The organism is Verrucomicrobia bacterium CG1_02_43_26 (genome assembly GCA_001872735.1).
In the GTDB taxonomy this organism is placed as follows: Bacteria; Verrucomicrobiota; Verrucomicrobiia; order Opitutales; family CG1-02-43-26; genus CG1-02-43-26.
The window spans coordinates 97,738-122,537 of the sequence record MNWT01000013.1; the positions used below are offsets into that span (position 1 = coordinate 97,738).

23 protein-coding genes are annotated in these 24,800 nt (G+C 41.5%); 7 read left to right on the forward strand and 16 right to left on the reverse strand.

The window, feature by feature from the left end:
* Positions 1–8 precede the first annotated feature (8 nt).
* The 3 genes from AUJ82_04655 to AUJ82_04665 all read right to left on the reverse strand — a co-directional run bounded on the left by AUJ82_04655 (position 9) and on the right by AUJ82_04665 (position 3,414).
* A complete protein-coding gene (locus AUJ82_04655; GenBank protein OIO59846.1) occupies positions 9–1,103 on the reverse strand; it encodes a hypothetical protein in 1,095 nt (364 codons plus the stop codon).
* An 85-nt stretch (positions 1,104–1,188) separates the two neighbouring features.
* Complete coding sequence (locus AUJ82_04660; GenBank protein ID OIO59847.1) at positions 1,189–2,331, reverse strand: hypothetical protein; 1,143 nt, start codon at positions 2,329–2,331, stop codon at positions 1,189–1,191.
* A 111-nt stretch (positions 2,332–2,442) separates the two neighbouring features.
* A complete protein-coding gene (locus AUJ82_04665) occupies positions 2,443–3,414 on the reverse strand; it encodes a nucleotide sugar epimerase (protein OIO59848.1) in 972 nt (323 codons plus the stop codon).
* A gap of 233 nt (positions 3,415–3,647) precedes the next feature.
* Here AUJ82_04665 and AUJ82_04670 point away from each other — a divergent pair, with 233 nt between their 5' ends.
* The 3 genes from AUJ82_04670 (at position 3,648) to AUJ82_04680 (ending at position 6,580) form a co-directional block, all read left to right on the forward strand.
* Positions 3,648–4,682 (forward strand): hypothetical protein, encoded by a 1,035-nt coding sequence (locus AUJ82_04670; protein OIO59849.1) that lies wholly within the window; start codon positions 3,648–3,650, stop codon positions 4,680–4,682.
* A gap of 35 nt (positions 4,683–4,717) precedes the next feature.
* Positions 4,718–5,785 carry a hypothetical protein gene (locus tag AUJ82_04675; protein ID OIO59850.1) on the forward strand — a complete coding sequence of 356 codons (1,068 nt, stop codon included), beginning with the start codon at positions 4,718–4,720 and terminating at the stop codon, positions 5,783–5,785.
* 135 nt (positions 5,786–5,920) lie between these two features.
* Positions 5,921–6,580, forward strand: coding sequence for a hypothetical protein (locus AUJ82_04680; protein ID OIO59851.1), 660 nt, complete (start codon positions 5,921–5,923; stop codon positions 6,578–6,580).
* Positions 6,581–6,607: 27 nt separating this feature from the next.
* Here the strand turns inward: AUJ82_04680 and AUJ82_04685 are convergent, their stop codons facing one another.
* Together AUJ82_04685 and AUJ82_04690 are read right to left on the reverse strand one after the other, a co-directional pair.
* A complete protein-coding gene (locus AUJ82_04685) occupies positions 6,608–8,428 on the reverse strand; it encodes a hypothetical protein (protein OIO59852.1) in 1,821 nt (606 codons plus the stop codon).
* Between the two features lie 226 nt (positions 8,429–8,654).
* Positions 8,655–9,038: a hypothetical protein gene (locus AUJ82_04690; protein OIO59853.1), complete on the reverse strand. Its 384-nt coding sequence runs from the start codon at positions 9,036–9,038 to the stop codon at positions 8,655–8,657.
* Positions 9,039–9,436: 398 nt separating this feature from the next.
* Here AUJ82_04690 and AUJ82_04695 point away from each other — a divergent pair, with 398 nt between their 5' ends.
* Genes AUJ82_04695 through AUJ82_04710 form a run of 4 tightly spaced genes read left to right on the forward strand, consistent with a single transcriptional unit; the run spans position 9,437 to position 13,001 of the window.
* Complete coding sequence (locus AUJ82_04695; GenBank protein OIO59854.1) at positions 9,437–10,846, forward strand: hypothetical protein; 1,410 nt, start codon at positions 9,437–9,439, stop codon at positions 10,844–10,846.
* Entirely contained in the window at positions 10,843–11,313 is a 471-nt protein-coding gene (locus AUJ82_04700; protein OIO59855.1) for a hypothetical protein, read from the forward strand. Before AUJ82_04695 ends, AUJ82_04700 begins: the two co-directional genes overlap by 4 nt.
* A gap of 18 nt (positions 11,314–11,331) precedes the next feature.
* Positions 11,332–12,399: a hypothetical protein gene (locus tag AUJ82_04705; GenBank protein OIO59856.1), complete on the forward strand. Its 1,068-nt coding sequence runs from the start codon at positions 11,332–11,334 to the stop codon at positions 12,397–12,399.
* Between the two features lie 11 nt (positions 12,400–12,410).
* Positions 12,411–13,001, forward strand: a complete 591-nt coding sequence (locus tag AUJ82_04710; protein ID OIO59857.1) for a hypothetical protein — start codon at positions 12,411–12,413, stop codon at positions 12,999–13,001.
* A 94-nt stretch (positions 13,002–13,095) separates the two neighbouring features.
* Here AUJ82_04710 and AUJ82_04715 read toward each other — a convergent pair whose 3' ends face one another.
* The 11 genes from AUJ82_04715 to AUJ82_04765 form a co-directional block, all read right to left on the reverse strand.
* On the reverse strand, positions 13,096–13,980 hold the full coding sequence (locus AUJ82_04715; protein OIO59858.1) for a hypothetical protein: 885 nt from the start codon (positions 13,978–13,980) through the stop codon (positions 13,096–13,098).
* Positions 13,981–14,092: 112 nt separating this feature from the next.
* Entirely contained in the window at positions 14,093–15,250 is a 1,158-nt protein-coding gene (locus tag AUJ82_04720; protein ID OIO59859.1) for a hypothetical protein, read from the reverse strand.
* A gap of 2 nt (positions 15,251–15,252) precedes the next feature.
* A complete protein-coding gene (locus AUJ82_04725) occupies positions 15,253–16,527 on the reverse strand; it encodes a hypothetical protein (GenBank protein OIO59860.1) in 1,275 nt (424 codons plus the stop codon).
* A gap of 7 nt (positions 16,528–16,534) precedes the next feature.
* Complete coding sequence (locus AUJ82_04730) at positions 16,535–17,821, reverse strand: hypothetical protein (protein ID OIO59861.1); 1,287 nt, start codon at positions 17,819–17,821, stop codon at positions 16,535–16,537.
* 7 nt (positions 17,822–17,828) lie between these two features.
* Complete coding sequence (locus AUJ82_04735; GenBank protein OIO59862.1) at positions 17,829–18,818, reverse strand: hypothetical protein; 990 nt, start codon at positions 18,816–18,818, stop codon at positions 17,829–17,831.
* The gene (locus tag AUJ82_04740; protein ID OIO59863.1) at positions 18,815–19,606 is read right to left on the reverse strand and encodes a hypothetical protein; all 792 of its coding nucleotides are present in this window, start codon (positions 19,604–19,606) and stop codon (positions 18,815–18,817) included. Before AUJ82_04740 ends, AUJ82_04735 begins: the two co-directional genes overlap by 4 nt.
* Positions 19,603–21,294 (reverse strand): hypothetical protein, encoded by a 1,692-nt coding sequence (locus AUJ82_04745; GenBank protein OIO59864.1) that lies wholly within the window; start codon positions 21,292–21,294, stop codon positions 19,603–19,605. The genes AUJ82_04740 and AUJ82_04745 overlap by 4 nt, the downstream gene beginning before the upstream one ends.
* Positions 21,295–21,362: 68 nt before the next feature.
* Positions 21,363–22,166, reverse strand: coding sequence for a hypothetical protein (locus AUJ82_04750; protein OIO59865.1), 804 nt, complete (start codon positions 22,164–22,166; stop codon positions 21,363–21,365).
* Positions 22,156–23,079 carry a hypothetical protein gene (locus AUJ82_04755; protein ID OIO59866.1) on the reverse strand — a complete coding sequence of 308 codons (924 nt, stop codon included), beginning with the start codon at positions 23,077–23,079 and terminating at the stop codon, positions 22,156–22,158. The genes AUJ82_04750 and AUJ82_04755 overlap by 11 nt, the downstream gene beginning before the upstream one ends.
* Before the next feature lie 8 nt (positions 23,080–23,087).
* Entirely contained in the window at positions 23,088–24,032 is a 945-nt protein-coding gene (locus AUJ82_04760) for a hypothetical protein (protein OIO59867.1), read from the reverse strand.
* On the reverse strand, positions 24,029–24,799 hold the full coding sequence (locus tag AUJ82_04765) for a hypothetical protein (protein ID OIO59868.1): 771 nt from the start codon (positions 24,797–24,799) through the stop codon (positions 24,029–24,031). Before AUJ82_04765 ends, AUJ82_04760 begins: the two co-directional genes overlap by 4 nt.
* Position 24,800 lies beyond the last annotated feature (1 nt).

A 24,800-nucleotide genomic window follows, 5' to 3' on the forward strand; every position in this document is an offset into this window, starting at 1 on the left:
CAACTAGATTACAAAGTTCGATGAGAACTTAAGCTATTTTCGTATAAATCTATATATTGGTTCGAGAATTTAGCGAAAGAAAAATTATTACAAACATGCGCTCGCCCCTTTTGTCCAAGTAGATCCCTTTCAGCTTTCGTTTTTTTTAACATATCGATAACACTTTGAGCTAAGGCGGCAAAATCGCCTACTGGAGTAACAGAACCATAATCTGCAAGAATTTCCCTGGCTGCACCAACATCTGTTGAAACACAAGGCGTTGCACACAACATAGCCTCTGCAAGCACCAAACCAAACGATTCTGTTTTCGAAGTTAAACAAAGCAAGTCGATTGCATTCATGACTTTAGATACAGGCTGAACCCCTGAGATAAGAATACAAGATTCCAGTATCCCATGATCTGTTAACATTTTAATCAATTCTTTATTTGAAGAAGATATAAGAGGTCCACACATTAAAAACTTAACCGGCAATCCCAGCCGCTTAAGCACAATAGTTGCTGCTTTAATAAAATCTTCACACCCTTTGTCTTGATGGAATCTTCCAACTAAACCGACAAGGAAAACGTCATCAATGATATTTAAATTCGAACGCAATTCCACGCGATCATTCAAACTTGGAACAAATAATTCGCTATTCACTCCATTTGTAATATAGAGACTTTTAGTACAAGAAAATCCGGAGGTGACATGGCTTTCCAACGCATTTTTTGAACAAAATATAATTTTTTTCGGCATGATATGCGAAAGATAACGCATGAACTTTACTAACAGATATGTAGATAAGTTGAGACTCTTCATTCTTACATCTGCATGGTGAATAGACCAAAAAACAGGAATTTTCTTTATATGCAATAATGTTGCTATGCTTGCAAAAATACTTCCGTGATAAAGCCATCCCTGCACTAAATCAGGGTCTTCTTTTTTCAGAATTTGCCTAATCTTTATCAGCATAAGGGGAAAAAGCAGAGGATTCTTAGTATAGTTTAATTGATATACTGTAATTTTCTCTTGATTGAGAAGATGGTAACAATTGTTTCCTTTTTTTAATGGCGCCAAGAGCACCAAAGAGACTCTTATGTCATGCGTCACTAGAGAATTCATTAAGTCTACCAAAACTCTCTCTCCCCCACCCAAATTTAGGCCTGTTGATATAAAAACGATCTTCACTGATGAAATAACCTCTTTATCAATTTAAAACTCCCTCGACTATTGTTACTATCTTTCCATTTACGATAGCCCCATCAAACTCTGCCTCAACCTTTTTACGACTAGCCACCCCCATGGGTTTTATTTGTTGTGGATTATTAATAAAATATTCCATTGCCTTAGCCAAATCCCGCGAATCTTGTTTTTTTACCAAAAAACCATTGCTCCCATCACAAACCGTTTGTCTACAACCAACATTATCTGTGGTGATAATAGGTTTACTTGCGCACATTGCCTCCAAAATGGTTCTGGGACATCCTTCTCTGTAAAAAGAAGGTAAAACAAATACACTACACTGCTTTATATAGGTATATACTTCGCCAGATGTCTCAACCGACCCCAAATACTCTATTCCTACCTCATTGACAAAACGATCTAACTCCTCAATTTTTACAGCATTAGGATGGCCTGTTTCCATCTGCCCCAATAACTGAAATTTGATATTCGCATACTTTGATTTTATAATCTTACAAGCATCTACATATTCCCTAACTCCCTTATCATAAATCAGACGCGCACTCATAAGAAAAACAATAGGCCTCACACAAGCAGGACACGATTCACATATAGAGGTATCTACTCCCGATCCCATAATGACACTATTCTTTACGCTCTTTCCCAAAAAACCCCACTGTTGGAATAATTCTCTATCATCCTCATTTTGAAAAATAACGTGCGCATTAAGCCTTAAAACAAATTTATACAACACCTTCATTATTACCAATAACACCCGTCTTCTGCGCTCCCTTCCTGGAGTAAAGACATACCCTAGCCCAGTTATCATAGCAATAGACTTGGTTTTCCTGCTTAAAAAAGCAGCAATACTACCAAATACAACAGGCTTATGGTTGTAATTAATAATAATATCTGGCTTATGGGCTTTAAGAATAAAATACAACCTGAAGAGATATCCAATATCCATTACCGGGTTAGCTCCGGTACGAGCACACTTAGCAGTAATATATTGAATACCCATTTCATCCAATGTTTGATGCACCTTATCGTCATAGTCTGCTGTGCAAGCAACCACATTCCAGCCCTGAGCTTGCATGGCTGCCATCAAATCTCTTCTCAGGTTAATAAGATAACGCGCATGTGCTCCATTTATTAATACTTTTTTCACTGACTTTCTTATAGATGAAGGCGATTTTACAAAACAAATTTACGTTCCAGATTGACGTCAAGCAAGTTTATTCCCGACGCAAACTGAACCCAAACAAAAAGAACTCCTTGCTCACACCACAACGTCCTTTAACCAAGATTTATTGGCAAAGTACCAATCCACAGAGGCCTGAAGGCCTTCTTGAATAGAGACTTCTGCTTTCCAGCCGAGTAGCTTTTGGGCTTTATTGGCATCGGCCTGTGTTTCCATGAGATCCGCTTTATGGAAGGGTTTATGCTCTATTTTCGCCTTCTTCCCCAGTGCTTGTTCGATCGAGTGAATGACTTCTAGAAGGGTTGTCGGCTCCTTGCCTCCGCCTAGGTTGATAATTTCGTAGCCTAGGGGCCGAGAGGCCAAGATGGTTCCGCGAGCTATGTCATCGATGTAGGTAAAGTCTCTAGATTGCTCGCCTGTGCCAAAAAGTTCGAGGGGTTGGCCTGTATCAATCCACTTTATGAAGCGGAAAATGCTCATATCAGGTCTTCCAGCCGGTCCGTAGACGGTGAAGTACCGCACGATGGAAACATCTATTCCATAGAGATGATGGTAAGAATAAGCGGTTACTTCCGCTGCTTTTTTAGAGGCTGCATAGGGCGAAATGGGCGTATTGACAGGCAGGTCTTCGCTGAAGGGCATTTTTTGCCCCGCGTACAGCGAGGAAGTAGAAGCAAGAACCAGCTTCTTATTCTCTTTATCCTTCATGCACTCAAGTAAGTTGAGCGTGCCGATAACGTTTGTCGTCATGTAAACATGAGGGTTTTCCATGCTGTACCGAACGCCCGCTCTAGCCGCAAGGTTAAAGACGCAGTCAAAGTTATGTTCTTTAAATAAACCTTCCAGGGCTGGTTTGTCTTCAATGTCAATGGGGTGAAAGACGAAATTCTCATAATCCTTAAGCTGCTCAAGCCGGTGTTGCTTAAGGCGTACATCGTAATAGTCATTCAGGTTATCCAAGGCGACAACACAGTTGCCTGCATCCAATAAATATTCGGCTACTTTTGAGGCAATAAACCCGGCAACTCCCGTCACTAAAAAAGTTTTCATGTAATCCTTTATAATGCCAATTTCCCCCAAATGGAAATGCTAATTTATAGGCCGCAATAAAAGAATCCTCCCCCATGCATATTTAACTCCCAAGCAGTAATCCTGTAATAAAATCAAGTATATTATCTGTTTTATAAAAAAAATATACAACAAAGGCCAGGAAACTTGACTTTTTACACAAACAGATGGGATCATAATAAAACAACCCCATTAACCTGTTACCGATTTCGAACATGAATAAGATCTCTACCTATTCCTTTAAGAAAAAGTCCTGTACTGATGATATTCAGCGCTTTTACCAAAAAACCATTCACCCCATTGTTCAAGAAATTATCCCCGAAGGAAATTTGTTATCCAGCAATAACACACGTAGGCAAAATTCTGAAAGTTGCATGCGGATAGTGTTAAAGGACAAGAAAACGGATGATCTCTTAAAGCATACAGAAACGTTGTATTATATCATCCTAGGACAAGGAATTTCTCTGGAAGAGGGTTTCCAAGAGATCAATAACGAGATTCAGACTCTTTTTAAGGACCTGGAAATCCCCAAGAGCCTCTTGCTAAACATTAACCATACTGCGTATGAGCGAATCCAGTTAAGAGAAATCAAGGTTTTACATACACTATCCATTGTCCCTCAATCTAAGTGGCTTGATCCGCTCTATTATTGCCTGCTTTCCCCGAATGAGCATTACGAAAGAATGCGCCTAGGGCACATCCCTGGGAAAAAGGATGTTTCGGCCGGTTTCTATAAATGCATGCAGACTATCATTGGAGAATCGTTTGCGTATAACAACGACACCCCAAGCACAATATGCAAGGCAATCGCAAACGATTATTACCAGAATATGTACGAAATTGATACCAACAACGGTGCGTTGACTACTTTTAAAGAAACAGTTCTAGATCAGATGGTAGATCATTTTATGCGGCGGATGCACGCAATCCTCTGCGATAATCCCTTTTTATCTGGAACAGTGGAATGGATTGCGTATGTTCTCTGGAAGTTTATGGATAGTGAAAAGGACATGCCGCTTGCCCTTTTACTCACAAATGCTTTGCTAAGACGCTATGGTCACCCCCTTTTTAGCTTTAATGACATAAGCGAAACAGAAAATCCAAAGATCACGTCAACCGAGGATGCGTTAACGATCATCTTGAACGGGCAAAAACTACTCACTAATGAATTTTACCTGATTCCCAAAAGATTTCAGAACATCAAAAATCCCTTTTGCGATGTAGAATTTCAATTTAAACATGAATATTAAAATGCAACGGGAAAATACTTAACTGTTCGAACATTATGAATAAAAAAATAAGCCTCACCCCTGTGCTTTTAAATTTCCCCAATAGAAATACTACCGAAGGAAACTCAAAGGTCATCGAAGAAAAACCCTCATTTAACATAGCCCGCTTCATCGAGAAAAATATTGAGCCGGACATAAACACAATTTTTTTAGATACGAAAAACTTAATTAATGGCATTCAAAACAACCCTAACCTCAAAAAAGTCGTCTATTGGCAAGCTTTATTAACTCATCGAAAAGTCGATTTAATTTTTGAAAAATTTAATAAGATATATATTTTAGCCCAGCAAAATGAATCTTTGTACATTTGTTTTCAAAATGTACAAAAACAGATCAAACGTGTCTTTAATAAAACGCCTGAAGTACAATTCCTAAAAGCCTGCAATAACACCCTACTAGAAAAACATGCATTAAAAAGCATTGATTTTGTGGATGAATTAGAAGGCCTCAATCTAGATCAATTGTTCAACCTCTCAGACAAAATGCTTTCTCCTGCGACCCACTACAACAGGATCAATAAAGGATTTACCCAAAATAAAGGGATTCTCTCTATTAGCTTTTATAAATGCCTAAAGTTAATTTTCCATAAATCTTTTTCATTCGAAAATGATGACTTAACAACGCTTCTAAAGGCCTTTTTCCATACGTATTACGGCAATATTTATTATAAGAACCCTCTAAAAAAAGAGTTCAATTTCCTCAATAAAACACAGCTGAAACATCACGTAGATCACTTTGAACTTTGGACAGAGTCCTTAATCCATACGCATAGCATTGATCTAAAAACAACACAAGGCATTGCGCACTACTTTTACCATGTCATGGACAAGGAAAAAGATATCGCTTTTGGGATGATCGTCATTAATGCCCTTTTGCGATGGAATAAATTACCCCTGTTCTTTATTGAAGGCATGGATAATTCGTTTGACATAAATGTGAATTCCCCTGAAAAAGCATTTAAAATCATCATTGATGGTCAAAAATTTCTGCAACAAAAATTGCCCACTAAACCTGATTTTAACTACCCGTATTATGACATTACATTCAACTTCATTAAGACTTAACACGCAATAACAATCCGAACAATTAAAGCAAGAACAAGAACGCAAGTATTACGTAAAAAACAAATCACATAAGTCGTTAATTCAATAAAGTACCAAATTGACACTGAATAAAAAATTTCATAACTTTGGCTGGTTATGAAATATATATTAAAATCGCTAATACTATCGATAACCACAATAATAACTTGCCATATTTACGGTGAAATTGATTACACTGGAAATATCAATGTAATCGAGCCTATAGGAAATAATCACCCGGGCATACCTATGGTAGATCACCATAGTAGCGCCCAACCCACTACGGTTGACAAATATTTAGTCATATATGATAACCGCAAGAATCCAGACGGCTTCGATTTTTTTGGAACTTGGGTTTCAGCTGGACTATTACGTGCTGTTGTCGTCAATGAGTCTAACTTTAACAAAGACATCAACGCCATGGATCGCACAAGCGATAATTTAAACCGATCAAATTTCCTGGATCAGGTATTATCAAGTAATGTACATGCTGACATAAGTGGCTTTATTCCCACAAAAAAGATAAAAGGTATCATATGCCATAAAGGCAAAAAGTGTCCCTCTCTTGGCGAAAAGGTAAATCGGCTTATTCAAGGATACATATATATATCAGTCCAACCAATAGCACCCGATCCCAAGGAAGAGAAGTCCGCTGCTCCAATTCCCAGCAAAACAAAATCCACTCCTATCGAAAAACTATCTACAACAGAAGAATCCTTGCCAACTTTTGGGTCATTGACTCTTTCAGATGAGGTAATGAGGCAGTTAGAGGAATGATAAAAAAAACCTGGCATAATGTGTAACCTATTCGCCACGGAAACGCCATAAACCAAGCAACATTATCAGCAGCTGGCTAAGCATAAAGATGGCCAGTGCCAAGAATGCGGAATCAATAAAGCCGTAAGAATGGAGGCCAACGCCAAGCATATTGGTGCCAAACCAAGACCAGCTGGTGACAATGTTGCCGAAAATAGCCATAAGCAAAAAGCCCTTTTCCTTAACAAGCTTGCCCCATTTGGCATGGAGCATGATGATACACCAGAGGACAATCAAAAGGGCTCCGTTTTCCTTGGGATCCCATCCCCAAAAGCGCCCCCAGCTCTGGTCCGCCCAGATACCCCCAAGCATTGTGCCCACAAAACTAAATAATGTGGCAAACGCTATTATGCCGTAGACCATTTTAACCAGCGTTTTGGTAAACACCTTATTATCACTACGACTGAAACTGTTCTTCAGTATGCCAAACATGGCAAGTATCCCTGCCAGAAACATCGCAGCATAACCCAGAGTGATAACGATCACATGGGTAGAGAGCCAGAAATTAGAATCTAGAACCGCGCGCATCATTTCTAGGGTATCACCCGACATAGCCAGATTGTGTGCGATAATCAGTGTGGTAAAGCCTATGAAAGCAGCAACCGCTGCGCCAAGGCCATTTTTATAAATTTTTTCGATTACAAGAGCCAGCAAGACAGCTCCCCACCCTACAAATATTGCCGAAGAATATAAATTGGTAACTGGCGGACGCCCCTGAAGATACATGCGCATTCCAATCCCAAGGGTGTGCACAATGAAAGCGATTAATAAAAGCCCAAACGCAACCCGAAGCAACACGTTCTTTTTAAAAACCCAACCGAAGAGAACAAGGATAAGGCACAAGACATAAACCTGTATGCTGACATAAAAGGGTTTTATCGTATTAAATAACGTCTCCAGTTGCATGCGAAAAGAGAGACTCCCCTGTGCTAATTTTTCATAAATAGAGGACGCTGCTTGGTTAAATTGTACCGAATCCTCCGCACGCCACGCTTGAATGAGCGTTGCATAGTCGAGAATAATGGGATTAAGCTCACGCGTAAATGCCGCTCCCAAAAGCAGTTGACCAAGATTCATCCAGGGAGTTGTCCCATCTTCCAATTTTTCATTGCTGGGAAAGATACCGATGCTATTTTGCCCCGCTAGCGCAACAAAAGAATCCGCTAACTGAACAAACTCCTGCATCGCCTCCGTATCAACCGGCTTACCTTCCTGTAAATTACGCATACTTACAACACCTTGATTGATAACAGCAAGCCAATGGGCATATTCCTGATCAAGCTGGTTAAGATTTCCAGCGGGATGGATCGTTGTGAGCAGTTGTTCGTAAAGCGTAAGGCTTTCGCTTAAGTGGGTGATTTGTCGCTCAAATGCCGATCTTAATTGAGATTCAGGGTTAACATTATTTGCCTGGTTATTAATGGCAGGAAATTGAGGCAACAACTCCTTATAGGAGAAATATTTGCCATCAGCCTCCTTCCAACCAAATAGCCCAAGAACCTCCGGATTATCAATACGAAAGACCTTATATGTATTGGCTACCTCTGGTCTCATAAAAACCTCCGCCAACCAAATAGCTGCAGGAAGCTCCTGCCCATTAGGAAGCTGCGCTGATTGTTTTTTTGATAAAACGAGCAAGGTGTTACGCGCCAAAGTATCGAGTGGCTTGATACGCCCTCCGTGCTGAACGGGTATTTGTGAGAAAACCTTTATATCCCATTCATTTGCAGCAAATGATTTCGGTAAAAAGCCGGCAAATAGTGAACAAGCAAAGGCTAACAAAAGCAAAGGAAGAACCTTGATACGCATATAAAAAAAATAAATAAATCAAATGATACTCAATCAGACTGGGGAGCCAGCGAGGTTCGATCAAGATAAATATGAGGAAAGAAAAACTAATCTAAATAATAACAAGGCAATAAGCTATGCCTAAAAACACAAATCGAGCCGGGGGGAGCCGGCTCGACATTGCGCTAACCAAGTACTAGGACTTGGAAAAAACCCAAATGAGGTTAAACAAGTATAGTTTAATAAATTAACTAACTTTTCTCACCTGAAGATGGTCATAAGAAGCCTTCATGATTTTAACAACTACAGCGTAGCTGATCTCGAACTGTTTTGAAACAGCATTCATGGACAAACCGGAGTTAACCGCACCTTTAACAGCATCACGCAATTCGGCGGTGATTGTTGTACGACGACGTCTTGTACCTGGTTTGCGAGCAGACAACTTAATGTTGTACTTTTCAATTAGGGCTTCTGCAAGATCCTTAGGGCTAATTGCACTATCACTGAAGAAATCTTCCAGCTTGCAGTCCATAGCCTTACGGCGCTCTTGTTTATCTTGTAGGTCGCGTTTACGCTCGGCAAGGCGTGCTTCTTCGCGCTCTACTTCTTTTATTTCTTTGTCTAGATCCATTGTTTGTTTCTTTCTATTGTTTTATTGCGATTAAAATCAAAATTTAACATTTCAACCTTAGTGAAAAAATGTAAAAAAATAAAGCCTAATTTTTTGATTTTGAGTTATTTTTATACCCATTCCGTTGTAAAGATGAATAATGAGAGAAAATATGCATTTATTCAAGAAAAAAATAACATTAAGTAAAAATTAATTATAATACCACAAAGAAAATGGCCACTAAATAGTCGTTAATAATAATATTTAATAAAAAATAAACAAAAGACAGCCAATGAGATAGCGATTTTCAGCCAAAATCAGTACTAACCATTATAATAAATGATAAATAGCTGCTAAAACACAAAAAACAACTTGCGAAAAGGCCTTTATCTAATAATACTCTAGAAAAACAACCCTGTATGGTAAAAATTAAGGCCCTCATCTTCCAACTGCTAATACTGACGGTTTGGGATGCCGCAATGGCTCAAGCCGTAAATGAAAAGGAAGCAACCCCCAAAATTACATCTGTTTACGTGATACCCGTAGAGGGGCAAATATCTAAAGCCCAACTATATGTCCTGCGCAGAGGCCTAAAACAAGCCATTCAAGAGAACGCTGATACCGTTTTATTGAGTATGGATACCCCGGGAGGCGATCTGGCCACTACCTTGGAAATGATGGAAATGCTGGATAAATTCAACGGAACAACGATTACCTATGTAAACGATGAAGCCATATCCGCAGGTGCCTATATTACTGTGGCAACAGATTTAATTTACTTTTCACCCAACGGGTTAATTGGGGCTGCTGCCGTTATACAAGGTACAGGCGCGGATGTTCCCGAGACAGCTCAATTGAAGATTAATAGCTACCTAAGGGCAAAAGTGAGAAGCCTGACGGGGAGCTATCGATACCGATCTGACGTATTACGAGCCATGATGGACAAAGATTTTGAGTTCACGATAGGCGAAACCGTCTTAAAGCAGAAAGGGGAATTACTGACCTTAACCGCTCAAGAAGCAATCAAGCTCTACGGCGAACCCCCAGAAGCACTATTAGGCTCAGGAATATTCCCAAACATTACCTCATTGCTGGATTATCTATACGGCAATGACCATTACGTACAAAAGGATTTTGTGACTTCATGGTCCGAAGAGCTCGCAAAATGGTTAAATAAGATAACTCCCCTACTGCTGGGATTGGGATTACTGTTTTTATTCATAGAATTTAAAACGCCCGGCTTCGGTGTATTTGGGGTAACTGGGGTAATATTAGTCATTTTGGTATTTCTAAGTAGTTATGTGGCTGGCCTTGCAGGCTACGAGCCTATCTTGTTTTTTGCCCTAGCACTGGTACTGATCGGAATAGAAATTTTCGTCTTCCCGGGCACCGTGATCAGTGGCTTACTGGGGATGATGCTACTAATCGGGTCTATTCTATGGGCATTGGCAGATATATGGCCGACGAAGGATTTTAAATTTTCTTTAGACTTATTTATATCTCCTGTCATGGATCTGGCTATTGGAGTACTCATTGCCGTTACGGGATCCTATATCATTGGGCGCTTTTTCTTAAAAAAATGGGTGCGAAGCAGCTTGATTCTCAATCAAAGCGTTACAAACATGCAGCGCAAGAATACCGTTGCAACAACATTGAAAGAAGGAGATATTGGCATTGTTACGAAAACATTGCGGCCATCTGGGGAAATCGAAGTTCATGGGAAGCGATACGAAGCGCATGTGAAATTTGGAGTCGTGGAAGCTAAATCCAAAGTTGAGGTGTGTGAAATAAGAAGCCTTTCTATACTTGTGAGAGAAATCAAGACATGACCATTATTATTACATTAATACTGATTGGGCTGATGCTCATCATTTTTGAAATTATTGTGCCTGGAGGTGTTTTAGGATTCTTAGGAGGGGCAGCATTGTTAGGCGCTTGCGTTTATACGTATTTGGATTATGGCCTAACAAACGCAATCGGGGTCTTTGTATTTAATTTAGCGATGTCGGTCGTCGCTATTGCCTTCGCTTTGAAGTTTTTACCAAAAACGAAAATCGGACAACGCATGTTTCTGAACAAAGCAGTTGATGATAAAAGTACTGCTGCGCAAGGAACAGATGAACTCATTGGTAAAACAGGGGAAACCTTGACAACCTTAGCCCCGACTGGAATGATAAGTATTGAAGGCCAACAATATGAAGGATTTTCCCAAGATGGGTTAATCCCCAAAGGCAATCCCATTATAGTTTCCGGAAGAGATAATTTTAGAATCATCGTACGTAAGCACCAACCCTAAAAACACATACCTATATATATGACACAAGTACTACCACTTCACTTAGCCATCACAATCGGCGGAGTATCGCTCATATTAGGCGGTATATTCCTGCTCATTATGGGCATAATCGTTCTTTCCTTTTTTAACGTATGGTTAAGAGCCTTATTAGCCGGCGCCCCGATTAATATATCAACCTTAGTTGCCATGCGATTAAGGCGAGTCCCCTACTCTCTGATCGCCGACTGCCGAATAACGGCTGTAAAAGCGGGAATTAATTTGTCTGCAGATGAACTAGAAGCTCATTATTTGGCTGAAGGTAATTTGGTTCAAACTATACAAGCTCTCATTGCCGCGGAAAAAGCAGGCATTAAGCTCAATTTCTCCAAAGCCTGCGCAATTGACCTTGCCACAAAAGGCTCAGGAAAAACAGTTTTAGAAGCCGTAAGAACCTCAGTTAACCCCAAAGTGATCGATTGCCCCAATCCGTCGAGCGGCCGCGAAACAGTCGATGCTGTTGCCAAGGACGGTATACAGGTTAAAGTGCGTGCACGCGTAACGGTACGAACCAATTTAGAGCGATTCGTCGGGGGGGCTCAGGAAGAGACCATTATAGCTCGCGTTGGCGAAGGTATTGTTACGACAATTGGCTCCGCGGAGTCCTACAAGCGTGTTCTGGAAAATCCGGACTCCATATCTAAGGTTGTACTAGAGAGAGGCCTCGACTCTGGCACCGCATTTGAAATTTTATCCATTGATATAGCAGACATTGACGTAGGCGAAAACATTGGAGCCACCTTGCAAGAAGCCCAAGCCGAAGCCAATAAAAATATGGCGCAGGCTCAAGCCGAAATCCGCCGTGCGGCAGCCGTTGCGTTAGAACAAGAAATGGTTGCTAAAGTACAGGAAATGCAAGCTCACCTCGTTAAAGCGCAGGCCGAAGTGCCATTAGCATTAGCCGATGCATTAAGAAGCGGCAACATAGGTGTCATGGACTATTATAAATTTCAGAACATACAATCCGACACCCGCATGAGGGAATCAATTTCTGAGCCGGAGAACCCTGGCTCGGGCTCTGCGAGCGATAAAAAATCTGGCAATAAATAGGTTTTAAGTACATGGATTTCTCCAATCTTCTAGAATATCTTGTCCCGATCCTTTTTCTGATCATCTTTGTTATCTCAAAGGCGCTAGGCAAAAAAGGGGAAGGTGAAGACAAAAAAAGCGAATGGGAAAGCGATGATCAGCCCCCTGCTTTTGATATGGAAGATGTTCAAGAAGAAATCCGCCGGAAGATACAAGAAAGGCGGGAAGTTCCAGCACCAACCCGCCAAACACAACAGGAGGGACAAAGCACTCAATATCAACCGCATTACCGATCACCCAAGGTGGCTCCGATGAGTACGCACCATCGGCCTAAAAAAGCGGCATCTGCCCCTAAAAAGCGCGATTACCAAGCTGAAATTCTCAAACAGCTTCAAAAAGCTAAGGCAGCTAAGCTGCATGTGGAGAACATCCGCAAGCAAAACCGTATAAAGACCCAAGAAAGTTACGCGCTTCGTAGACACGTGCAAGCTAATTTAGGCATCGCACGGGAGATTGTTAAAGATACTTATAGTGCTCGCCGCGGATTTATTGCGTACGAAATTTTCGGCACTCCCTTAGCCCTCCGTGATAATGGCCGGATGAAGCAGGGTTGGGACATTTGATAATGCTTTAAAACCTCGCCGGAAGGTTAATCTTTTCTTTTATAGTATTAAGGAAAATAAAAAAGCGCTGAATTTTCATTTGGCGCTTTTTTTATTAACGCTTTGCGATTGGCTGTGCGGTGTCTTGAATTTCAATCCAGCCGATTCCTTCACGTGCGGGTCGCACCTTTTCACCGCTAGCGGTTTCAATGGTCAGGTTTGTGCCATTAGAAAAATGAATTTTAACTGGGCCTTGACGCTGAAGTGATATTTTTTTGCCGGCATCGAGTGTTCCGGAATAAAGACGCTTTTTATCGATTTCCTGGCGAACCACTACGTGCACTTCACCATTTCCGATCAAACTAATTTCTTCCGGCCGTGGCATCGCTTCTGCGGTATTTGCAGTGTTTGAAGCAACAGTGCTTAATTCCGGGTTAAAATCGGTGGCTGAAGGGTTCCCTGCTTTTGAAACCAAGAAGACTACTCCTAAAATAGCTACAAGAGAAGCAGCAATGATGCCTCCTGTCTTGATATATTTAGCCTTGTTTTCTTCCCATTTAATCAGATCCAGGAAACGCAAAGATTCTTCTTCTTCCTCCTCTCCCTCTGGCTCTTCTTTACGAGAATCTATTTCGCGAGAAGGGTTGGCAAGGGGGAGTGTTGCTTGAGAAAAGTGAGCAGAACTGGATTTAGAAGCCTTTTCACTAGGAACATCTACGCGGCCTAGTGTCTCACGCCCTTGTTTGCGTGCGTGCCGGCTAGAGCCTTCATGGTATTGAATATAGGCTTCCTGTATCTGTTGTTGATCAAGCTTAAGAAATTCTGCGTAAAGCCGTAAAAAACCACGCCTATAGACCTCTGGCATGGGTATATCCCCACCATTAGACTCAAAAGCTTGCAAAAAATCTCCCCTAATCTTAGTGGCATCCGCAGCTTCACGGATTGATATGCCCTGTCGGGTACGAGCCTCTTCAAGTATTTCTCCAAAATTACGCGGCATGGTATTTTTTCTACAAAAGATTTGGCATGAATGCAAGGTGAGAATTTATTACAATTAGTTTATTTTAATAAATAAAAAATACATATCCCGCAACCTGATTGAGTTCAATCACTTACGAACCGTATTCATTTCTGCCCGGAAAGACCCTCAACGGATGAGATGTGATCTCGCTTGGGTTTTCCAGATTTTTTCGGGCATCCAAATAATCGGGCGAAATCGATAGCGCTTTCTCGAAAGCTATCCTAGATTGCTCCGCTTTTCCTAAACGCGCATAAGCCACTCCCAGATTGTTGTAAGTTTCTGCAGATTCGCGAATATTAGCAGCTTGTTCAAGAGAAGCGACTGCCTGAGCATCCTGATTCAAGAACAATTGCACTGTGCCGTTAAAAAAATAATAACGCCAGTTTTCCGTGAAAGGCTCTGGGCCAAAAGGTTCTAGGACGGTATTGTCTTTTGCCGCATCAGCCAACTCTGTTTGAATCGTATTGAGTGCAAATTCATATTCTTCGCGAAAGAGTGCGATTGCCACAAGTGCCCAACTCGCAATACGATTAGCTATACCATGGTTAAGGTAGCGCTCGCGAATGCCATCGTAGGGAAATTTCTTTAAGCAAATGCGGTAAGCACAGCGCTGCTTATTCAATTGGCGGGAAACGCTGTTTTTATAAGCATACATGCGGTAGCCTACATCATCCACAAAAGAAAATTGAGCCCCGTTGTAAACTGCCCTGAGGACTATATCAACATCTTCAGCGTGGTCGAGAGCGATATCATACCCCAATGTGCGGAAATACTCCGTTTTAAAGGCTACCTGGCCAATTCCAGGCAAATAATTGCGCTCCAAGAGGCGTATAGGGTTAACCTGTTTAATAAAATCAGGAGTTTCTACGCTTTTAAGAAACGTATTCGTTTCTCCATCATAAAGGTCGAGACAATCGGCTGCTATATCTGATCCATCGCGCTTGAGTGCATCGAGCATGCAAGCTGCCCTTTCTGGGTAAAATTCGTCATCTGCATCTAACCAAACGGCATACTTGGTTTTAATGGCCGAGAGGGCGGTTTGCCTAGCGGCACCGAGGGTGGTGTGTTGTCGAATCTGGCGAACAGTGAGGCGATTAGATTCTATCTCTTGAGCCAAAGCAACAGTGTTATCCGTAGAAGCATCATCTACTAAAAGGATGGGGCAATCATCCTGAACACCCGCTGATGTTATGGCACGTTCGATTGTTTGTTCGGCGTTTCTTGCAACTATTACGATGGTAATATCCATAGTTATTCTAATGTAGAAAGTCTTTTATTCCAAAAAGTTAATACAGGAACATCCGGCAGTTGTTCAAAAACCATTTTGGCCATATTCTCTTCGTAAGATTTTGAAGAAAGAACGACAAGGCTTGTATCCTCGGGTACGATGTCTTGAATTGCCCTCAAGGGAATACGACAAAAGGCTTCTTGCTCAGGGAGCGTAGAGGTTACTATCACATCAATCCTAGGTAACCCCATTTCGTTCCAAACATCTAACAAAACCTTTGTGTGGCCGCCCGCACCATATAAGCAGATTGCGCCAAGCGATTTATTGGCAATCGTTTCCTGAATTTTACCCTTCACTTGCTCGAGCCTATTTTTAATAACCGCCGCCAAACCGTGTTTATAATAAAGATCCGAGTGCTCGTTATTCCAGCGCCAGAGGGAGCTATGGAGCATCATTTGGATTTCGGGCTGCCAGAGTTCTGGTGATTCAAAAAAAGTGTTTAATATATGCGGAAAAAACATTTCCAGAATTCCGCTTTTCGCAAAAGAAGGAATAATGTCTCGATAGTTGTCTTTAATCTCTAACAAAAGGTGCTTTAATAGCTCTTTTTGCACATCCGCTAGCGCGGACGTTGTATTACCATAAGACCCCGAACTGAGCCTAGCGGCCACCAAGGGCTCCGGAATGTAACAAAAGCCATTGCGAAAAGCAGCAACTGTCAAACAAAACCAGTCGGCATACCATTTTAACGTTGGAATGTAGCCTCCTGTATCCAAAATGACACTTGATCGCGCTAAAATCGTATGCGCGTGAATGGAGTTACTCCCAACAATCAGAGGGATGCTCCCTTTGTCTACAAACTCACGCTTCGAAGCAAACCCGGCTGGTTCGACCACAGCGTTACTGATATCGTTATCTGAAAAACAGAGCAAATCCGAGCAAGAGACTCCAGCGGAGGGGTATTTCTCCAAAAGGGTAACGCTCTTTTCGAAAAAACCTGGTAAATTTAAATCATCAGCAGAGCGAAAAACAAAATAATCTCCAGTAGCATACCCAATCCCTTTGTTTACAGAGGGTGCTACACCTAATTTTTTCTCGTTTCTCAAGAGCTTAATGCAGGGGTGCTCTTTTTGATACTGTTCAATGACGGCTATGCTATCATCCGTAGAAGCATCATCTATAATAATGATCTCATATGGCGGCAATGATTGCGAGAGTGTGGATTCCAGCATCTCGGGCAAAAAATGGCCGTGATTATGATTTGGCGTAATGACGCTTATTTTGCGTTTTGTATTCATTTATTAATTACGCTGTTTTGAATTCTATCGAAGACTGGGTGTCATTCCAAAAAGTTAATCGAGGAGCCTTGGGAAAAACTCGCAAACATTCACTCACCATTTCTTTTTCAAACGAAAACGAGGAGATCATAACAAGATCTGGCTCTCCAATACCAATATCATCTATGCAAACACAAGGGATCCCTAGGAATTTATTATTCTTGGGTTTTTTTGAAAGCACAATTTTCGTAACTGGAGGCAAATCAAGCTCATCCCACTCTTTTAACAAAAATTCAGTATGCGATCCAGCACCATAGACAAAAATCCTAGGGCTAGCTTTCGTACAAATTTTTGCGAGCTTCTCGCGCTGGTTAGCCAAGATACTTTTAAGATGTAATGGGATCTGTGTTTGCTTCCTAAAGTCCATGCACTTATTCCACTCCCATAAAGGTCTTAATATTAACGCAAACATATCAGGCGTCCAATATTTAGGCTCAGAAAGAACGACTTCTGCCATACTCGGACCAAAAATACTTAAGCAACCACTCAATGCGAAATATTTTTTAATATCCGCATACTCATTACACAAATAATTCAACATGGCCTCCGTAACGGGTTTTTGAGTAAACCAATCCGACATACCTGTAGCAGCATAGCCTTTAGGATCCATACGATTTCCAGACAATGGCTTTGGAATATAACAAACACCGTGGCGAAAGGCTGCGACCAGCATGAGAAACCAGTCCGCACTCCATTTTAAGTCCTCTTTATATATACCAGCATCAAATACAGCAGAACGCTTCACCATGCATGTGGAACCATATATAAAGCCTCCCTTAAGGGTACGAGCAAAATCGAATGGAGTAAAGAAGCGAGGCTCATCGCTCCATTCCTGGTTTTGCTCAGTAAAGACTTTATAGTTTGTCGTAAAAAAAGTCGAATCGGTACAGCAAATACCGGCTTCAGGGTACTGCAATAGCATTTTAATAGACTCCTCAAAAAAGCCAGGGTAGCTAACATCGTCCGCTGATCGAAACACATAGTAGTCCCCAGTTGCGCTATTGATGCCTTTGTTAACCGCTTTTATGACTCCTTGATTTTTTTCAAATTTTATTAATTTGATACAAGGATGCTTTGTCGCGTATTTCTCAATAACTTCAACACTGTTATCCGTCGAGCCGTCATCTATGAGAATAATTTCATGCGGGGGGTATGACTGTGATAGTGTCGTCTCCAGCATATCCGGCAAATAATGCGCGTGGTTATAATTTGGAGTGATAACCGAAATTGTTGGTTTTTGAAATTGAGTAGCCATACTGTCATCAAGAATTTTCGCATTTTGGAATATGAGATATCAAAGGATAGTCTACATAATCATCCAAAACACCTACGTATTCATCTATTCTATACAAATCTTCTTCGGTAAGTTTGATATCCCCTGCCGCAGCATTATCATTGAGCTGATCTGCGTTTCTTATACCCACCAAAAGCACTGCGATTCCAGGACGCTGCAACGTCCATGCCAATATAATTTGGCTAAGAGATCTATTTTGTTCTTCTGCAATCGCCTTTATCTTACCGACACTTTCCAAGACTTTTGGTCGTAATGATTGCCGCACGCTCGTACTAAAAGCTGCCCTGGAACCATTAGGCACTTGAGTTGTAATCGCGTATTTACCAGACAATACGCCTCTAGCGAGTACATTGTAAGGCAATACATCTATTCCGAGATGCATACAATAGGGAATAATATCAATTTCCGCATCCCGCCGCAAAGCATTGTACGGAATTTGCAATGACACGCATTTCAGTTCAGGAAAGGCTTTTATTGATTTCGACAACTCTTCTATTTCATCAACGAAATAGTTAGAAACCCCGAAGTTCAGAATCTTGCCTTGTTTCTTGAGCTTATTGAAAGCGGAAAGGGTTTCTTCTAAAGGAGTGTCTCTGTCGAAATTGTGAATTTGATAAAGATCAATATAATCTGTTCTTAAACGAACCAAACTGGCTTCACAAGCAGATATAATCTTGGAGGATCGACCTAGTCCCGAAGGAGACTCTCCCGAATGAATGCCTACTTTTGTCGCAACTTTCCAATATCCGCGATCTCCTGAAATAGCTTTCCCGATATATTCTTCGGATAAACCGTCGCTATATACGTCAGCGGTATCTATAAAATTGATACCCTTTTCTTTGGCTTGAGAAATCAAACGCTTCGTTTCGTTTTCATCCGCAAAGCACCCGAAAATATTTCCCCCTAAGCCAATAACGGAAACCTCTAAATTTGATTGCCTTAATTTTCTTGTCTTCATCGCAACTCTCTTTCTTGTAATAGATCCAAATGTTCACGAATCGTAGAACCTCCATCAACAATGATATCTTGACCGGTAATAAAGGAAGACTCGGGGGATGCCAAATAAAAGGCGGTTTTAGCGATTTCGTCAGCTGTACCGACTCGACCCAAAGGAATACTCCCAATCGCCGTTGCGCGGTACTTTATATTACCTGGGCCTTCAAATAAAGTGCGGTGTTCTTCCTGCAAAATAAACCCTGGAGAAATGGAATTAACTCTTATTCCGTGGGGTGCTGCTTGCATCGCAAGATAGCGCGTTAATTGCACAACGCCCGCTTTAGCAACGTGATACGCAGGAGCTTGCTTAATAACAAACCTACTCAAAATAGATGCAATGTTAATAATGGAACCATGCGTGTCCGTCTCTTTCATACAGTGAATAACTTCACGAGACGCAAAAAAGGGGGCTCTCAGCATGACCGCCATGGTCATATCCCAATCTTCCTCGGTCTCCTCGTCTAGCCCTGCCTTATCTTGTGTTCTGGCATTATTGACTAATACATCTATCTTGCCGCTATCCTGAAAAATTTTTCGTATGACTTCACTTGCTTCTCCTCGAACAGAAAGATCGCCCCTAACAAAGGTAAAATCGTAGCCTATCTGCCTTAGCTCTTGCTCTACAGCAACGCCCAAATCCTCGTTAATGTCAATCGCTACAACACTACCTCCCGCTTTGGAAAAAACTTCGGCAATACTACGACCAATCCCCCTAATTCCACCTGTAATAACTATAGTTGTATCTTTCATAAGCGAGCCGTTTCCCCTTTTTCTGCTAACGTCCAAAGCCTTTCGATCGCAATTCCAGGGATAAAATTTTGAGCGATCTCGTGCATTTCCTTTTCATGTGACTGAGAAGACAAGATAACACAATCAACTTCCTGTAAATCAATAGATGTAATAGCCATAATAGGGATACCCCGTAACAGCGATCGCTGATAAGGCTTTGTCGTTAATATCATGTCAATACTTGGACCTTTATGCAGTTCCCATAAATTTAACAGTTCTTCCGTATGGCCACCTATGCCAAAAAGAGCAATTTTGCCTTGCGAATATTTTCTACGGACACACTTAATAAGCCAAGGAATCATTTTTTCTAAGCCATATCGAATTTCTTGCGAAACAAAAGTTTCCCGAGTGTTCCAAATAGGCAGACATACGGTATTGGGAATAAACTTTCGACAAGCATTTAGCATATCTTTTTCATAGGTCATTGATGAAAGAATGACTGCGTCAACTTCCCCTTCTTGCATGTCTTTAATGGCTTGAATCGGCAAGCCTTGGAATTCTTTCTCAGAGACCACTTGTGAGGAAATAATCTTGACCACTTCGGGGCCGCTATTCGCATGCCAGTATTTCAGCAATAAGGTCGTATGATTACCAGCTCCATAGAAAGCAACTCTACCATATCCTTCCAGCTCACAAAACTCCACTATTTTGGGCACAATGTACTGCAGTAGATCAATACACCGCTCAGGTGTCTTTTGAAAATGTCCGCCTAACGTATCCGCTGCATTTTTTTCCGCTAATGCATCTTGCGCTCTTCCGACTTGTTCGGTCCACATGTGTACATTGCGTTGAATGAGGGCCCAGGAAACAAAATTAAGTCGCTCAGGGTATTTCAGTACAGACTTGGCCAGATCAGCGCCAAAATTAGATAGCGCGCAGGATTTTATAAAAGAAGGTCTAACATCTTCATACGCTTTAGTCCCTAGCGCTTCCAATAAATCAAAATAAAATTTCTCCATCTCGGCTTCATTTTTAATGCCAGCATGAAGATAGGATTGTGCCTCTTCGCGCGCAAATGTTAATGACTCCGGAATGAAGCAAAAGCCGTGACGAAACGCCATTACGAGGAGCCAGAACCAATCAGCGTTCCAACGGAACTTATGGTTTATACCCCCTGCATCAAGTAGTGCGGATTTCTTAACCAAGGTATAGCCAGGAATCCAATGTCCATTAAGCTTATCGACAATTTCGTTTGGAGAAATATATCCCGGCGTATCCCTCCAATAAACTTTGTAGCAAAAGGGTTCTTCTGTTGATTTATGAAAATAGGTTGGTTCACTGCAGCAAAAAGCTGAATCGGGGTAGGACTCCAGTAAATGCATGAACTTCTCTAAACAAGTAGGGTGCAACCAATCATCCGCAGAATGAAATAGTATATACTCGTGCTTAGATAATTCCAGACCTCGATCAATCGTCTTCATGACACCCATATTCTCATTATTATGGTAGACGCGAATTAAATCAGGATAGTCTTTTTGCCAATCTTGAATGACCTGTCGACTATTATCCGTTGAACAATCATCTATAATAATAATTTCCGCAGGCAAATAAGTTTGATGGATCAAGCCATCCAGGGCCTCACTGATATAATGACCATGATTATAATTTGCCATTATAATGGAGATCGGGGTGGAAAGACTATTTCGCATAGGGTTTGGCGGTCAAGATAATGTTCATTATAGGTGAAGGGCAGAATTGGGGTCAATAGGAACGTTGGCTAAAATGCGGATGCCAATTTCCCCCCATTCACATGAAAACAACTACCGGTTATCCACGCAGCATCATCTGAAGCCAAATAAAGGGCTAAACTGGCGATATCCCCTGGCTCCCCCACTCTGCCCATGGGAACCTTTTCGGCTTCTCTTGATTCCATTAAAATCTTGGCTGCTTCGGCGCTCATGGTATCTTTGTTGCTTTGTATAAAATGGTCTACACTGCGATCCCATGAATCCGAGTGAACCGGGCCTGGGCAAATTGTATTCACGGCTATGCCCTCTTTTGACAAAATATTCGCGAAATATTTGCTTAAATTGACCGTTGCCGCTTTTGTAAGGGAATAATGCGGGTTATAATACCCGGGTTGCGCGCCAGACAGAGAAGATATATTTATAATTTTTCCTGATTTTGACTTTTTCAACGAGGGTATTGATTGCTTAGTAAAGCGTAAAAGCGTCATAACATTGAGTTCAAACGCATTCCTGAAATCTTGTTCGGCAAGGTCGAAAACGCCCCCAAAAGCAGAAACACCGCCAAGGTTATTCACGAGTATATCAAGTCCGCCTAAATCGTCCTGAACAGCCTTCATTACAGCTTCAGCATCCTTCTCTAACAAAGCATCTGCTTTCACGTAGAAAAAATTTCCAGGCAATTGTGCAAACTCTTTTGCTAAGATTTGCAAATCCACCGCACTTCTTGAAAACGAAAACACCTCCGCACCGTGTTCTAAAAAGGCGCGAACAATACTTTTACCAATACCCTTACTTCCCCCGGTTACCAGGGCCTTTTTTCCCTTAAGCTTCATAGGATTTATAGAGTCGTTTAAATTCATTCATGAGCAAAGTAGTCGTTTCTAATTTACGGATCAGCTTTTGTTCAGACGTGCAAAAGGTAAAACGGTTTCTACGACCAAGCTCTTGATCCATTTCTGCTTTATCATGATCCGGGTTTTTAAAAATCGCACAGGGGGTTAACGATAATAAGGCCATATTACACGGGCCGGAGGACATGCCCATAAAAAACGCAGAGGCCTCTATCACAGCCAGTTCCTGCGCAATGGTCAATTTATCATGCTTAGTCAATGCAACATTATCAAGCAACGCGATATCATCAGGAATATCTTCGTTGCCTACTAATATGAAGTGTACGTTATACTGCCCTAAACACGTTTCAAAAAACTGCTTCCATACAGGGAAATTAGCATTACTAAAACCGGGTGAATTGTGGTTGTTCTTCAAGTGAATCGCTACCGCTAAGGACTTTCCCGATACCCGTTTAATGTAGTCTTTGGCCAACTTCAGCGTTTTTTTGTCCATCCCAAGAGGAATCATTTTATTTCCTTTATTGCAGTAGTCCTGTAAGAAAAAATAGGTAGCGTGTTGATAAGATTTGTCCTTGGACTCAGGCCAAAAGGAAAACGCGTGATCCAAACTTTCGATAGAGGGTGCCACATAAAGTTTCTCAATCCCCTTAATAGATCGAGCAATATCCAAAATCCAGTTTTCCTGAAACATGTACTCTTCTACCTCTTGGAATGCTCTTGAATAAGGAAAGCCAGAATGTTTCCCGACAAAGCAAATACCGGCTAGATCTGCGTTTTTTTCTCTTTTAAGAATAAGTGACTCTGCTGCTATCGTCAGTAAACCGCCCAGGGTAATAGGCTTTTTTATAGAATCCCATACAGCGAGCAATGGAAGTGCATTTTCGGCCTTTAACATAGTGCGTATTAAACAGCTGCGGAAGCGTTTCTAAACTCTCTGTTCACGCGTTTCACGATACCCTCCGCGGTTAAATCCAAACGCTTACATTGCTCCTCATAACCCCCATAACTATGAATAAATTCATTCGGTATAGATAAAGAATGAAAACGCATGCCGTCTATCGGGTGAATAACCTGTAACACCTCACTGCCTAATCCACCGGATTGCATGTGCTCTTCTATAACAATGCAATTCTTTGTGCGGCTGACACTGTCATAAATCAATTCATTATCCAGAGGCCAAATCGTGTGTATATAAATCACTTCAGGGCTCCACCCTTGAGATTGTAAAATGTCGCGCGCACGCATGGCGTTCTCCAACTGCGGACCCGTTGCGATAATCGTTAAATCTTTACCGGCTACAACATTAATGCCACACCCAAAATCCAATTTATTAGGATCCCAGGTAATGGAATGGGATTTGCTCGGAATACGATAAATGGTCACTTTGGGCGATCGATAAACCTGCCTAAACAAGAGATCAAATTCTTGCGCCGTTGACGGATAACAAATTTCTTGGTTCTGCAGCGTTTTCAACATCGCAAAGTCTCCATAACAATGGTGTGTGCAACCCAGATTAGCATAATCAAAAGCGCTTCCCACCGTTACTATATTGCCCGGCAGTTTATGATAGCAGAAATCGAGTTTAATTTGTTCATAACTTCGTTCTAACAAAAAGGGAGCGATCGTATGCACAACAGGCACCAGCCCTGACTTAGAAACGCCCGCAGCCATGGACATCATCGATGGCTCACAAATACCAATATTATAATAGCGGCCTGGACATGCTTTCGCAAAGGGCTGTAAAGCAAAGTGGCTAATATCACCCACCATGACGACTAAGCCTTCGTCTTCTTTACCGACCTCCAGCATAGTATCCGCAAATTGCTGTCTTATTGGTTTTGCATTCATGATAAAAGCTCCATAATTTGTTCTAACTCTTGTTCTGAAGGAACCTTGTGATGCCATGGCCCATGCCCTTCAATAAAGGGAACTCCCTTCCCTTTAGTCGTATGAGCTAAAATGACATGAGGTGTTCCGTCCAATTTAAATTTAACAGCATTGATTGCACTTTCAATTTCCGGCTTGTTGTGGCCATCAACCTCCTGAACTTCCCAGCCAAACGCCTTCCACTTTTGCGCTAAGTCATCCTTGGGCATAAGCTGCGCGGCAGATTTGTTCCAATCCACGATCACGCATAAATTACCGAGGTCATGGTTATTCGCAATGTTCGCCGCTTCCCAAACGGTTCCTTCATGGCATTCGCCATCGCCAACAAGGGTAATAACACGATTTGGTTTTTTTTGAATTTTCAACCCAAAGGCCAATCCTACTGCCAACGGAAACCCGTGGCCTAAAGAGCCTGTAGATGCTTCTACTCCGGGAACTTTAGTACAATCAGGGTGCTCTCCCAAAATTCCGCGAACAGTACAAAACTCTTCCAAATCTCGCTCTTCTAGAAACCCTGCTTCTTTTAATACAACATAAAGGCCGACACATCCATGGCCTTTACTGAGTATAAAATAATCCCGATCTTCCCACTGGGGGTTTCTGGGGTCGTATTTCAAAATTTTCGTATAGAGTGTGGAGAGTATGTCCACGATAGAGAATGCGCTGGGAATATGCCCGTCTTTGGCCGTATAGACCATTCTTGCAATACGTTGTCTTAGTGGATCCATA